At 61.2% G+C, this 13,549-nt stretch carries 9 protein-coding genes; 3 read left to right on the top strand and 6 right to left on the bottom strand.

All coding sequences use genetic code 11. The features are described 5' to 3' along the window. Nucleotides 1-7 precede the first annotated feature (7 nt). Entirely contained in the window at nt 8-1,966 is a 1,959-nt protein-coding gene (locus JXQ94_RS00365; protein WP_421922662.1) for a tetratricopeptide repeat-containing sulfotransferase family protein, read from the bottom strand. 146 nt (nt 1,967-2,112) lie between these two features. Further along, nucleotides 2,113-4,650 carry a TonB-dependent receptor gene (locus tag JXQ94_RS00360; RefSeq protein ID WP_421921849.1) on the bottom strand — a complete coding sequence of 846 codons (2,538 nt, stop codon included), beginning with the start codon at nt 4,648-4,650 and terminating at the stop codon, nt 2,113-2,115. 342 nt (nt 4,651-4,992) lie between these two features. Here JXQ94_RS00360 and JXQ94_RS00355 point away from each other — a divergent pair, with 342 nt between their 5' ends. Both JXQ94_RS00355 and JXQ94_RS00350 read left to right on the top strand, forming a co-directional pair. Next, nucleotides 4,993-5,463: a MarR family winged helix-turn-helix transcriptional regulator gene (locus JXQ94_RS00355; protein ID WP_421921848.1), complete on the top strand. Its 471-nt coding sequence runs from the start codon at nt 4,993-4,995 to the stop codon at nt 5,461-5,463. Then, a complete protein-coding gene (locus JXQ94_RS00350) occupies nt 5,460-6,635 on the top strand; it encodes a CaiB/BaiF CoA transferase family protein (RefSeq protein ID WP_421921847.1) in 1,176 nt (391 codons plus the stop codon). Before JXQ94_RS00355 ends, JXQ94_RS00350 begins: the two co-directional genes overlap by 4 nt. 35 nt (nt 6,636-6,670) lie before the next feature. On the opposite strand, the gene JXQ94_RS00345 is transcribed toward JXQ94_RS00350, so the two are convergent. Further along, nucleotides 6,671-8,710, bottom strand: a complete 2,040-nt coding sequence (locus JXQ94_RS00345; RefSeq protein WP_421921846.1) for a 3-hydroxyacyl-CoA dehydrogenase NAD-binding domain-containing protein — start codon at nt 8,708-8,710, stop codon at nt 6,671-6,673. Nucleotides 8,711-8,936: 226 nt separating this feature from the next. On the opposite strand from JXQ94_RS00345, the gene JXQ94_RS00340 reads away from it, so the two are divergent. Beyond that, nucleotides 8,937-10,700 (top strand): class I adenylate-forming enzyme family protein, encoded by a 1,764-nt coding sequence (locus JXQ94_RS00340; protein WP_421921845.1) that lies wholly within the window; start codon nt 8,937-8,939, stop codon nt 10,698-10,700. 40 nt (nt 10,701-10,740) lie between these two features. Here the strand turns inward: JXQ94_RS00340 and JXQ94_RS00335 are convergent, their stop codons facing one another. From JXQ94_RS00335 to JXQ94_RS00325, 3 genes are read right to left on the bottom strand one after another with little or no spacing between them, the layout of a single operon-like run. Then, a complete protein-coding gene (locus JXQ94_RS00335) occupies nt 10,741-11,517 on the bottom strand; it encodes a thioesterase family protein (protein ID WP_421921844.1) in 777 nt (258 codons plus the stop codon). After that, nucleotides 11,517-12,341, bottom strand: coding sequence for an SDR family NAD(P)-dependent oxidoreductase (locus tag JXQ94_RS00330; protein WP_421922661.1), 825 nt, complete (start codon nt 12,339-12,341; stop codon nt 11,517-11,519). Before JXQ94_RS00330 ends, JXQ94_RS00335 begins: the two co-directional genes overlap by 1 nt. Nucleotides 12,342-12,388: 47 nt before the next feature. After that, nucleotides 12,389-13,435 (bottom strand): phosphotransferase family protein, encoded by a 1,047-nt coding sequence (locus JXQ94_RS00325; RefSeq protein ID WP_421921843.1) that lies wholly within the window; start codon nt 13,433-13,435, stop codon nt 12,389-12,391. Between the last annotated feature and the right edge of the window lie 114 nt (nt 13,436-13,549).

Genomic DNA, 13,549 nt, shown 5'->3' with positions numbered 1-13,549 from the left:
ATCTTCCTTACACGGCCGGCATGGGGTTGGCCTTGGCCAGTATCTCGTCACCCAAAGCCTTTTTGAGCGGGTCGAGATGGGGTTCGAATTTCTTCCATTGCGCGACGCCGCTGTCGAAGATCGGCTGACGCACCTGCTCCGAACTTGCGGTTCGCACCGCGCGCTCGGTGGCATGGAAGTCGAGACAAGCCTGCTCGAACGGCAGGTCACAGAAATCGAGAAGTCGCCGCACCTGTCCGTCAAGATCGGCAACAACCTCTTCGTAGTTCACACGCAGGACCTGACCGGGCAGGACCCGATCCCAATGATCCATCAGCGCGACATAATTTCGATAGTAATGCCCGATCTCTTCAAGGCCATAGGTGAACTCCTGGCCTTCCGCGAATAATTGCTTGAAGCCAGAGAAACAGCAGGCCATCGGGTTACGGCGGGCATCAATGATCCGGGCATTGGGCAGGATCAATTTGATCAGGCCGATATGCCGGAAATTATTGGGCATCTTGTCGGTGAAACGCGGCGCGCCGGCGCGGTGGATGCGGGTATTGTCGAGATAGTCCCGGCCCAGCGCCGCAAGCTGGTCTTCGCTCAGTTCGTGGAGGATGCGTGGATACCGGGTCTTGTCGCTCAGCCGCTGTCGACCCCGAAGGCGATGCGAGAGGGCAAGGATATTCGGCAATTCCAGCGTGCCGTCGACCTGACTGTGAGAGGCCAGAATTTGCTCCAGCAGGGTAGAGCCGGCGCGCGGCAGGCCAACGATGAAGATCGGGTCCGGATCTTCGCAGCCCTTCCCGGCCTGGGCTTCGAACAGGGCTGCATCACAGATCTCCGCCTGGGCTCGCAACTCCTCTTCCATCTGCTCGGTCGTGTAGCGGGTCTGAACGCGCTTCAGCGTATTGCCCTTGTCGTAGAAGGCGAAAGCATCAGCGATCTTGTTGCGATCCTCAGAGGCCTTGGCGAGCGCAAAACTGAGATGAACCCGGTCCTGGAAAGCCAGCTCGGTGCCCGCCTCGAGTCCCTGCATGCGGGCGATCTCATCATCCGTGAAGCGGTAGGTCTTGAGGTTGGCCAGCCCGTACCAGGCATCACCATGGTCAGGTTTGGCGGCAAAGGCGGCCCGGTAGCTGGCAATCGCCTCGTCCTGGCGTCCGAGTGTCTTGAGCGCATGACCACGCGAGGTCAAAGTCGCCGGATCCTCAGGCAAGACCGATAGAATTTCATCGAACAAGGCCAGCGCTTCGTCATAGCTGCCGGTCTGCATGCATTCGATCGCATAGTGCGATTTGAAAATCGGATTATCGGGATCAGCCTCGAAGAGGTAGCGAGCCTGATCCAGCGCGGCAGTGAATTTCTGGCGCTTGCGCAGGACCTGGATATGGTCCAACCGCAATTGCGTATTGTCCGGCTCGAATTCGATCGCGCTCTCAAGCAGGAAATCGGCGTCCTCGAGGATGCCGAAACGATTGCCCAGCTCGGCAAGGAGCCGCATGGCTTCGACATGGTGCGGGTTTTTCTGAAGGAAAGCCCGGCAGAGCTTCTCCGCCTTGAGCAGTTTGCCTTCATGCAGGAGGTGCGTGACCGAAACCAGCTCACGCGGCAAGGCGCTGATCCGCTCGGCCTGGGCCGTCGCGTTGCGGGCTTCTGCCGGACGACCCGCCGCCTGGTGAAGCTCGGCCTGCGCCTGCCAACTGGCGACCAGGGCCGGATTGAATCGACACGCGCGCTGGAAGGCGATCAGGGCCCGGTCCGTCTCGCCGAGCACCCGCAGGAGATGACCCTCCTCCTGGAAAGCGCGGCCAAAATCCGGCGCGGTGCGCTTGATCCGGTCGAGGGCCGCACGGGCCTCATCATGACGTTTGAGATAACGGGCGCAGACCGCCAGCATGTACAGGGCATCAGTATGGTCCGGCGACGCATCCAGAACCGGCTGCAAGGTCTCCAGAGCCGCATCGAAACGGCTTTCATACATTTGCTTTTGCGCTGTGGTCAGCGCCTGGACATGGATGTCCGTCTCTTCCGACACGCAGGGGTCTCCACCGGTCTTGCAAAAAACAGAAAGCGTCCCTCGAGGGGGACGCTTTCCATTGTGGCCTCAGGCCAGCGGCATGTCAGGGCCTAGTACTGCACCCCGACGCGCACGCCGATCGTACGCGGGCGGATAATCGTCACGCGCTCGCGGTCATTGACAAAGTTGTTCGAGATTTCACCGCGCTCATTAGTGAGATTGTTGGCAAACAATTCAACCGACCAGCTCTCACCTGTCAGACCCGTGGTGAAGTTCATCGAGGCATAGCCTTCGACGTCCGCCTTGTTGATCTCGATGACGTCGGAAACGCTGTCATCGGTGATCGTCACCTGCGGCATCACATGGGCCATCAAGCCATTGTCCAAAGACCACTCGTAGCGGGCGCGGACATTGGCCTGGTAGCTCGGTGCGAATGCAAGCTCGGAGCCGACCAACACATCAGTGGTCGGGGTCAGGACTTCCGTGATTTCGGTGTCGAGCAACGAGAACGCACCGACAACGGTCAGGCCCTGAATATCGGCCGGAGCCCAGGTCACTTCACCCTCAAGACCGCGAATTTCCGCATTGGCAGCATTATCCGAGAAGAAGAGGTTGGTGATGGACGGGTCGAAAATCGTCGTTTGCAGATTCTCGATCTCGACCATGAAGGCGTTACCGTTGAAACGGACCTGATTGTCAAAGAGGTCGGTTTTCCAGCCGAACTCGTAATTGACCACCTCATCCGTATCGAGGGCAAACGGCACGGTGTAGCCACCGGGGCCGGCAGCGCCGCCCGGACGGTTCAGGAGACCCGGGCGGAAACCTTCCGAAACGGTCGCGTAGAAGAGCGCGCCGTCGGTCGGGCGCCATTCCAGCGTACCCTTGAAAATGAAACCATCCGTTGCCGCAACATCGGGATTGCCGAATGGATTGTTCGGCGCGTAGAGAGTCGAGATATTGGTCCCGAAGACCTGAGCATCATCGGTCTGACCGAAGTTGAAGAAGGAGCCGTTCGCGCTGCCCACAAGATCAACTTCGATGTCGTAGTAGCGAGCGCCCAGCGTGATCGAGAACTGGTCGGTCAGATCAAAGGTCGTCTCACCAAAGAGGCCATACTGCTCGTCGGTGCGCAGGACATCATTCCGGAAGATGACGCCGGCCGGGAAAGGACCCGCGTCGGAGAAATAGCCCGGCGAGGCCGCACCGACTTGACCCGTCACCGCGGTATTGGTCAGCGGGTAGTTCGGAGCGAAGCCAGTGGTCACACCGTCAAAGGAGATCGCATTGACCGAACCCGGATAGGTGAAGTCATTGCGCTCGGCCACTTCCATATCGGAGTAGAAACCGCCGAAGGTGGCGCGGATGCGGCGATCTTCCGGCGTATTGAAACGCAATTCCTGGGTGAACACCTTGGTGCGCGTGTCCGACTGGACGAACAGGTTCGGCGCCTGACACGTTCCGGTCGGGGCCCCGCCCGGATAGGACACCGAGCCATCACAGATATAGTAAGGCAGATACTGGCCGACGAAGAGATAATCGGAATAATCGACGCGCTGATCGGTATTCCGATCCGTATAGGCGCCGGTATAGACCATTTCCAGGGCGCCGAGGCGGCCTTCCAGCGTCCAGCTGGTATTGTGGAAATAGTCGTCCAGCTCATCTTCCTCGAAGCGCTGGATTTCCAGATCATCGAGGGTCGGGTCCATGAAGAACACGCCTTCGGAGTCCAGCTGCTGCTGCATGTGCATGACGGTCAGGGACCAGTCCGCATTGAAGTCATACAGGGCGCTGAGACGGAAACCGGAATAGGTCGTGTCGTTGAAATCCTTTTCCAACAGGTCGGAATTGTTGGCGTCGAGGAAAGTGACACCGGTCAGATCCGCCGTGGACTGGAAGCCGGCGCGCGTTGCGCTGACCGGAACGCCATTGTCACGCATCGTGCCGGCAGGACGGAAACGTGCTGATTCTCTCGCACTCCGGGTACCCGGCACATTGTCGATATAGCCGCCCTGCTGGTCGACATAGACCACGCCACGGATGGCGAAATTGTCGGCCACCGGCATGTTGACGACAGCTTCAACCTTGTTGGACATCTCGCCGCCTTCGGTGAAGGAGACCGCGAAATTCGACGAAGCGGAGAAGCCGGACGGGTCCGGACGGTTGGTGATCAGGCGGACCGTGCCGGCCTGCGAGGACGCCCCGTAGAGCGTGCCCTGAGGCCCGGGAAGAACTTCGACGCGCGCCAGGTCGGCGGCATAGACATCCAGGTTACGACCCGGCTGGGATACCGGCTGCTCATCGAGATAGAGCGCGACGTTCGGCGCCAGACCAGCCACACCGGCCGTGGTCAGGTTCGGAGTCGTGGAGGCGAGGCCGCGGATATAGATCGTGGCCTGACCCGGGCCGGAGCCACCGGCGGTGACGCCTGGCAGCTGCTGCAGGTAGTCGGTGAACACATCGACGCCGAGCTCGTCCAGCGTTTCCTCATTCATCGCGTTGACGGCGAGAGGAATGTCCTGGGTGCTCTGTTCGCGCTTGGTGGCGGTCACAGTAACGACGTCGACCTGAGCGGCGGCGAGGCCAGCTCCGGCAATCGACAAGGTCGCGGCGGTTAGAATGGTTGTAGAAAGTGCCCGTTGCTTCAGCATGACGTGGTGACAGTCCCTTGTGGCGTTACGGTTGAAGGGCTGTGTAGAGATTCCGGTACGCGCTGGCCAGCATGCTTTGAGTTGAAACTTTCAGCTCGAAAGACCGATCAGCACGGGACTCGCTTCTGGAAAATTTTAAATCTCTGAATAAACAAGGAAAAACATCTACCGTTACAAGAATGCGACAGGACACATCGAAATCCGGTTTCATTTTGCTCTCAACGTGGCCGGCTTTGCTTCTTCGAGATCGAAACAGATGAATTGCACGCGACCCGCGCAAACCTGTTGGAATGCGGCAAGGCTAGCGATAAATCAAAAGGCAGAACGAAACAGGCGACGCACATGAGCGATCACGACGAAATCCTTGTGGCCCTCCGGCGCATTACCCGCGCCATTGATCTGCAATCCAAACGGCTGGTCAAAGCAACCGGGCTTACCGCCCCGCAGCTGGTCGTGATCCATACACTCAGTAAACAGGGGGATTTATCGCCCAGCGCCATTGCGCGAGCCGTGTCGCTCAGCCAGGCGACCATCACCTCGATCCTTGATCGTTTGACCCAGGCCGGACTGGTGGAACGCGTGAAGAGCGACACAGACAAGCGCGTGGTTATGGCCCGATTGACCGACACTGGTCGCGCGGCCGGTGAGAATGCCCCGGAGCTTCTCCAGGCAGGCTTCCTGCGCTCCTTTCGCGAATTGCAGCCCTGGGAACAGAATATGCTGATTGCCTCACTGCAAAGAATTGCCGAGCTGATGGACGCCGAAGGGCTCGATGCTGCGCCCTTCCTCGATACCGGCGAAATCACGCAATGAGGTCCGCGCCGGATCGCGCGCTGGCCGGCCTGAAAGTGGTCGAGCTCGCCCGCATCCTGGCCGGCCCCTGGGTTGGACAGACCCTCGCTGATCTCGGCGCCGACGTGATCAAGGTGGAAAGCCCGGCCGGCGACGACACCCGCAGCTGGGGCCCGCCCTGGATCGATCATGAAAGCGGGCGATCGGCGGCCTATTACCATTCCTGCAATCGCGGCAAACGCTCGGTCACCGCAGACTTCCGAAAGGCGGAGGATCTCGACTTCGTTCGCGCGCTCATCGCCGACGCCGATGTCGTGGTCGAGAATTTCAAGGTTGGCGGGCTGGAGAAATTCGGGCTCGACCATGCCAGTCTCGTCGCCGAGCACCCGCGTCTGGTTTATTGCTCGGTTACAGGATTTGGCCAGACCGGTCCCTATGCTCATCGGGCCGGTTATGACCTCGCCATCCAGGCCATGAGCGGCGTAATGGACATCACCGGCGAGGCCGATGGCCCGCCCCAGCGCCTCGGCGTCGCCTTCGCCGATGTCTTCACCGGCCTGTATGCCACGATCGCCATTCAGGCTGCGCTCGCGCAGCGGGAGCGCACAGGGCGCGGGCAATTCATCGACATGGCGTTGCTCGATTCGATGATCGGCGTGTTGGGCAATCAGGCAATGAACTATTTTGCCACGGGCACGCCGCCCCGCCGTATCGGCAATGCCCACCCCTCCATCGTACCCTACCAGGAGTTTGCCTGTTCGAACGGGCACATCATCATCGCCTGCGGCAATGACAGCCAGTTCGACCGGTTGAGCCGGGCCCTGGAGCTTGACGCGGCCATTCGCGAGACCAACAAGACCAATGCCCAGCGCGTCGGCAACCGGGCAGACCTCGCCGCCGTGATGGCGGACAAGCTCATCCTCATGTCACGCGAGGACGCGCTGGCGATGCTTGAAACCAATGGTGTCCCTGCCGGCCCGATCAATACAATCGGCGAGGCCTTCCAGGATCCACAAGTCCAGGCCCGTGGCCTGAAGATCCAGTCGGAAGGCATCCCCGGTCTGCGCTCGCCGATCCGCATGTCAGACAGCGAGACAGGCGCGACAACGCGCGCGCCCGGCCTCGGCGAACACACTGAGGCCGTGAAGGCCGAATTGCGCCGGAAAGGATGGAGCGGTCCCGGAAAGGAATAGGGCCCGCCCCTGTCAGCGTGTTGGTGCTGCCGGTCCTAGCCGTTGAACCGATCACCCTTGGCCGCTTTGTCAGCGAGATAGGGCGAAACCTCGTACCCAAAGCTTTTCAGTCCTTCGACGACAACGTCGAGACCAATCATATCCGCCCAGAACATCGGCCCGCCTGTATAGGCTGGCCAACCATAGCCATTGATCCAGACGGTATCGATGTCCGAAGCACGCTGGGCCATGCCTTCCGCGAGTATTTTCGCGCCTTCATTCACCATCGGGAAGAGCAGACGATTGCGAATTTCCTCGGCTGAATGGGATTGCGGCGTTTCGCCGGCCTTGGCGACAAAGCCGGCTATGATTTCCTCGACCTCGGCGGACGGCGTCCGGCGACGGTTTTCATCATAGTCATAGAAGCCCTTGCCCGTCTTCTGACCACGACGATCACGCTCGCACAGGACATCGCGAATGGTTTCGCTGTTGGAGGTCTCCCGGCTCCAGCCGAGATCCAGGCCAGCCAGGTCGGCCATCTGGAACGGCCCCATCGGCATGCCGAAATCGGTCAGCGAATTGTCGACGTCCCAGGGCTTGATGCCCTGCATCAGCATGGCATTGGCCGCCTGCTGACGCGGGGACAGCATACGGTTGCCGATAAAGCCGTGACAGACTCCGGAAACCACTGCGACCTTGCCGATCTTCTTGGACAATGCCATCGCCGTTTTCAGCACCGCCGGGGCAGTCTTCGCGGCGCGCACAATCTCCAGCAAGCGCATGACATTGGCGGGGGAGAAGAAGTGCAGGCCCAGCACATGGTCAGGCCGGGTGGTGACTGCCGCCATCTCGTCGACATTCAGATAGGAAGTATTGGAAGCGAGAATAGCGCCCGACTTCACGATCGCGTCCAGCTTGGTGAAGACCTCTTTCTTCACATCCATATTCTCGAACACCGCCTCGATCACCAGATCGCTATTCGCCAGATCCTCCATCTCGAGCGTCGGGGTCAGGCGACCCATACATTGCTCGACCTGTTCGGCTGTGAACTTGCCGCGTGCGGCGGAGCGCTCATAATTCTTGCGAATAATGGACACACCACGATCGAGCGCTTCCTGTTCGCGCTCGAGAAGGGTCACCGGAATACCGGCCGACAGGAAATTCATGGCGATGCCGCCGCCCATCGTGCCCGCGCCCAGAATGCCGACGCGATTGATCGGTAAAACCGGCGTCTCGGCCGGAATGTCATCGATCTTGCTAGCCGCGCGCTCGGCAAAGAAGACATGGCGCAAGGCCCGGGACTGGGTCCCGGTCACCAGCTTGCCAAAGAGCTCACGCTCTTTTTTGACGCCGTCCGCGAACGGCATCTCGGCTGCCGCCCGGACAGCCTGGATACAGGCTTCCGGCGCTTCAAATCCCTTGAGACGGCGCATCTCGGTCTTGCGGAAATTGTCGAAGAACTCGTCGCCCAAACCCGACTCGATCTTGTCGGCGCGCGCGCTGGAGACCGGATGGCTGTCCGACCCGGTCACACGCTTCGCGAAAGCCACACCGCTCTCTGCCAGTTGATCATCGGCCACAAGCTTGTCGACAAGACCGATACGCTCAGCCGCAGCGGCGGGAATTGGGTCACCCTTGACGATCATGGGCAGGGCCGCCTCGACGCCGACCACTCGCGGAAGGCGCTGCGTTCCGCCGGCGCCCGGCAAAAGACCAAGTTTCACTTCGGGCAGGCCGAGCTTGGCGGATGCGACCGCGATCCGGTAATGGCAGCCCAGCGCGACTTCGAGACCACCACCCAGTGCGGTGCCGTGAATGGCCGCGACCACCGGCTTCTTGCTCGCCTCGATCGTATCGATCACCTCGGGAAGGGACGGACCGACCGGCGGCTTGCCGAACTCGGTGATATCAGCGCCGGCGAAGAAAGTCCGACCCTCACACGTAATCACCACCGCCTTGATCGAGTCATCCGCGGCAGCCTTCTCCATTGCCTCGGCAAGCCCGGCTCGGACGGCCTGACCCAGTGCATTGACCGGCGGATTGTTCGCGGTGACGACGAGAACGTCCCCGTCCTGGCGCGTTGTGACAACCGACATCCCGTTCTCCTGTTTTACCGCCCACTTCGGGGCGTTCCAGTGGCGTGTTTCACGGTATGAAACCAGTCCGCAACGCGCTGACAACGCTACATACCCTGCCTTCGATATAGTCGACAAGCACAGACCGCGCTAGGGCGGGATGGGCAGCTCTTGTGATAAATATCGTTCGACACTATCGTCGATCTAGCAAATATGGCAGCAAACCCGAAACAGGATTTTGTTGGGGATGGAAAATCAGGACACAGCGGCCCCAGGGGCGGACGATCTGCCTGCGCCAGCCGACTGGCCGGCCTGCACGCTGGAACAGGCGAATGCGCTTCTGTGTGCACCTGACGCCAAGTTCGCGATGGACACCGTCACCATTCGCGGCGTCGAAACGCGGACCTGGAAACATGCCCTCGGCAGTCTTGCCGAACTGGCCCGCCACGCGCGAGGCCACGGCGACCAGACCTTCACGATCCACAACGACGAGCGCGTCAGCTATGAGGCCTGGTTCCGGGCCACGCGCGCCCTCGCTGCCGAGCTCGCCGCCATGGGCATTGGCAAGGGCGACCGGGTCGGCCTCGCCATGCGAAACCTGCCGGAATGGCCGATCGCTTTCTTTGCCGTCACGAGTCTGGGAGCGATCATCGTTCCCCTCAATGCCTGGTGGACGGGGGCGGAACTCGGCTATGGCCTCACCAACTCCGGTGCCAAGGCCCTGATCTGCGACGCCGAGCGCTGGGCCCGCATCGCTCCGGAGGTCGATATGCTGCCGGACCTCGCGCACATTCTGGTCAGCCGCGGCGACAGCGCACCGGAAAACCCGGCGCGTCGGCTCGAAGACCTGATCGGCACACCGGATCGATATGCCGGTCTTCCCGATGGCGACCTCCCAATCGTCAGGATCGAGCCGGACGATCCCGCCACAATTTTCTACACCAGTGGCACGACCGGCAATCCCAAGGGGGCACTGGGCACCCATCGCAATATCCTGACCAATATCCTGTCGTCCGCTTATGCAGCAGCACGGGCCTGCCTCAGGCGTGGAGAGGCTCCTCCGGCGCCGACACCGAAAGTCATGCTGACCGTGATCCCGCTTTTCCATGTCACTGCCTGCAATGCCGGCCTGATGGGAGCGATCTTCGCCGGCCACAGCATGGTCTTCATGCCCAGATGGGATGTCGTCCAGGCCTTCCAGATCATCGAACGGGAGAAGGTCAATACGACAGGCGGCGTGCCAACCATCGCCTGGCAGCTGATCGAACATCCCGATCGCGAGAAATACGACCTCTCCTCTCTCGAGGCGATCGCCTATGGTGGCGCGCCCTCGGCCCCGGACCTGGTCCGCAAGATCAAGACGGTTTTCGGCGCCCTGCCGGGCAATGGCTGGGGCATGACCGAGACCTCTGCCACCGTGACGAGCCACTCGTCGGAGGACTATCTCAACCGACCGGACAGTTGCGGTCCGCCCGTGGCCGTATCGGATATCAAGATCATGTCGCCTGATGGCAGCTGCGAATTACCGGTCGGCGAGGTCGGTGAATTATGGGCCCGCGGCCCTCAGATCGTTGCCGGCTACTGGAATAATCCGGAGGCAACGGCCGAGACCTTCATCAACGGGTGGATCCGCACCGGCGATCTGGCCCGCATGGACGAAGAGGGCTTCTGCTTCATCGTCGATCGCGCCAAGGACATGATCATTCGGGGCGGAGAGAACATCTATTCGACCGAGGTCGAGAATATCCTCTATGAGCACCCCGCCGTCACCGATGCTGCCCTGATCGGCTTGCCACACCGCACACTTGGCGAGGAGCCGGCCGCCGTCATTCATCTCGCCCCCGGGGAGAATGCCAGTGAAGACGAGCTCAAAGCCTGGGTTCGCGAACGCCTCGCCATCTTCAAGACACCGGTCCGCATCCTGTTCGTGGAAGGGACGCTGCCGCGCAACGCCAATGGAAAGATCGTGAAAACCGACCTGAAAGCCCTGTTCGAGGCAGACAAGACCTGAATAGCGGGCGCGGCGGGACTTGCCCCGTTCGTCGATTGGCTCAGACGAAGATCGCCACGCTCTGCATGCCGGTGATGACGAGCTCGCGGTCGGCATTCCAGACCTGCATGATCTGACTCGACGAGCCATGCCGCGCCAGATCCGCCGTCGAACGGCTGAGCCACCAGCCATCCGTGGTGACCGGCTCGGCATTGAGCAGATTGATCTGCCAGCTCATCGAGCTGATTGGGCCCGGTTTTTCAAACAGCGCCATGGCTGCCGGTGGCAGCGCGTCGCCGATTGCCATCAATTCCACCATCGGGTGGAGCCCGTCGCGCTCCTTCAGGCGAACCCACCGCAAGAAGTCAGGCGTGTGGCGGTGCTCGATTGGCAGGCCGTGACGATAGATCAGGTTATTGGTGAAGAATTTCGGATCGGGATTGGCCCTGGCCGGTGCAGCCTCGGCAAAGTCCGGGACCTCAGGTCTCGTCGTCTCCGCGTAATCGATGCTGGACTCCAGCCCGATCATGAAGACGAAGAGCGCCTTTAGCCCGAGCTTGCCATCACCATAGACATTCGCCTCGATGAAGGCTGCGGTCCGACCGCGACGCAACAACTCGGTCTTGACCGTGACTTCTCCGGACAGGGGCCCAACAAAGGCAATCTGCGTCGACCGCAGGGGCGGCAAATCCGGCTGGGAGCGAAGCGCCGCCTCGAGGGCTATCGCCGCGGTCAGCCCGCCATAAGCGGTTCGACCCTGCATCCAGGTGTCAGGGATTTGCGCCGTCAATTCGCCGCCTCCGGCGCGGGCATTGGCGAGGATTTGCGGAAGGGACATCAATCATCCTTGAGGGCGTCGAGGGCGGCATGAGCCGCCAACTGGGTCGAGGGCGCGACCGGGTGTGAAGCCGACAATCCGCCATCAACCGCGATTGCCTGTCCATCGACATAGCTGGATGCCGGCGATGCGAGGAAGAGTGCCGTCGCCGCAATCTCCTCCGGCAAGCCGCCACGCTGGAGCGGATTGAGCTGACCGATCCGGCCCTCCTTCCCCGCGGCACGGGCATGGTCATAAAGTGGCTTCGTCATTCCGGTTTCGGTCAGACCCGGGCAGATCGCGTTCACGCGTATGCCTGACCCGACCAGGCTCTGGCAGGCGTGCTGAACCAGATTGATCACCCCGGCCTTGGACGCGGAGTAGGCGACCGGACCGGCGCCATAGCGCAACCCGGCGACTGATGCGGTACAGATGATTGAACCGCCACCGGACTTCATCAGCGCCGGCGCGCCATGCTTGATTGCGAGAAATGGTCCGATCAGATTGACACGGAGCACCTCCGCCCAGGTTTCGACAGTTGTGTCGAAAAACCCGGGCAACCCGCCCGTAATCCCGGCATTGGCGTAGATGACGTCAAGCCTGCCAAAAGCCTCAACAGCCTCGGCAATGGCGTCGATTACATCAGCCTCGACACCGGCATCCATCACACGTGCGCGCGCCTCGCCGCCAGCCGCGACAATCGCCTCGACAGTCTCGCCCACGGCCTCGGATTTGTCACAGGCCAGGACCCGGGCACCCGCTTCGGCGAAGAGGAGGGCTGACGCACGCCCAATGCCGGAACCTGCTCCGGTAACAAGGGCGGTCTTGCCCGCCAGGCTGAACATGGACATGTCTGCCCCCCTGATTGGTTTGTTTGCGGCTTGACCGATGGTCACGCGCCGGCCCTGCGGGCGAAGTCCCAGGCTGCCGTCGCCAGCGGGACCAGCCGGGCGACAGTCGCCTCGGCCTTGTCACTCGAGGCATTGCCGTCACTCATCCGCTTCTTGATACCCTGAACAATGCCGACCAGGCGGAAGAGATTGTAAGCAAAATACCAGTCCATGGTCGGGACAGTGTCGCGACCGGTTCGTTCGCAATAAAGCGCTACAGTGTCCTCCAGCGTCGGGATTCCGGTCGCAGCGAAGTCAAGTCCAGCCAGACCCGCCCCGCCATCGCCGGCCGGCATGGCCCATTGCATGGCGTAGTAGGTAAAATCGGCGAGCGGGTCGCCCAGCGTCGAGAGCTCCCAGTCGAGCACAGCCTTGATGCGGGTGCCCTCGGGCTCGAACAGCGCATTGTCGATACGAAAATCACCATGAATGATCGATGTGCGCGTCTGCTCCGGTACGGTACGTGGCAGATATTCAATCAGGCCCTCGACTTCCGGAATGTCATCGGTCTGCGAGGCCCGGTATTGCTTGGTCCACCGCCCGATCTGGCGCTCGAAATAATTCCCCGGGCGACCGTAATCGGCCAGACCGACGGCTTCATGATCGACCGCGTGCAGATCGGCCAGCGCGCTTGTCAGGGCCCGATACATTTCACCGCGCGCGGACGGCGTCTCGTCGGGCAATGATCCATCCGCCAGTGAACGGCCATCAACCAGCTCCATAACGTAGAATTTGGCGCCGATCACGGCGTCGTCCTCGCACAGGGCGTAGGGCTGCGCGACCGGGAAGCCGGTCGGGTGAAGGGCGGCGATCAAGCGATGCTCACGATCAACAGCGTGCGCCGATGGCAAGGTCGGGCCGAAAGGTTTTCGGCGCAAGACATAGGATTGGCTGGCCGCGTCGAGGCGGTAGGTCGGATTGGATTGCCCGCCCGGGAATTTGCTCAGCTTCACCGGCCCCGAAAAGCCGGGAATCGCAGCCTCAAGCCAGAGCGCGAGGCGCTCCAGATCGATCTTTTCACGCGTCACGGCGTCCGGCGCAGCAGTCATGGTCCATCCTGATTGTGCAATAGCGGGCGCGGCGATTCCGCGCTGCAGCAAAGTTAGACCATACCGTTTACTCGGTAAATGGTTAGGATGCTGTCAGGCAAGGCAGAGAAGATC

The organism is Maricaulis maris, from assembly GCF_049116555.1.
GTDB classification, from domain to species: domain Bacteria; phylum Pseudomonadota; class Alphaproteobacteria; order Caulobacterales; family Maricaulaceae; genus Maricaulis; species Maricaulis maris_C.
This window is presented reverse-complemented; position numbering and strand designations above follow the sequence as displayed.

Coding starts and splice junctions, on each gene's coding strand:
- JXQ94_RS00355 (WP_421921848.1), top strand. CDS start 4,993: ATGAGCGATCACGACGAAATCCTTGTGGCCCTCCGGCGCATTACCCGC.
- JXQ94_RS00335 (WP_421921844.1), bottom strand. CDS start 11,517: ATGTCCCTTCCGCAAATCCTCGCCAATGCCCGCGCCGGAGGCGGCGAA.
- JXQ94_RS00365 (WP_421922662.1), bottom strand. CDS start 1,966: ATGTATGAAAGCCGTTTCGATGCGGCTCTGGAGACCTTGCAGCCGGTT.
- JXQ94_RS00325 (WP_421921843.1), bottom strand. CDS start 13,435: ATGACTGCTGCGCCGGACGCCGTGACGCGTGAAAAGATCGATCTGGAG.
- JXQ94_RS00340 (WP_421921845.1), top strand. CDS start 8,937: ATGGAAAATCAGGACACAGCGGCCCCAGGGGCGGACGATCTGCCTGCG.
- JXQ94_RS00345 (WP_421921846.1), bottom strand. CDS start 8,710: ATGTCGGTTGTCACAACGCGCCAGGACGGGGACGTTCTCGTCGTCACC.
- JXQ94_RS00330 (WP_421922661.1), bottom strand. CDS start 12,341: ATGTTCAGCCTGGCGGGCAAGACCGCCCTTGTTACCGGAGCAGGTTCC.
- JXQ94_RS00360 (WP_421921849.1), bottom strand. CDS start 4,650: ATGCTGAAGCAACGGGCACTTTCTACAACCATTCTAACCGCCGCGACC.
- JXQ94_RS00350 (WP_421921847.1), top strand. CDS start 5,460: ATGAGGTCCGCGCCGGATCGCGCGCTGGCCGGCCTGAAAGTGGTCGAG.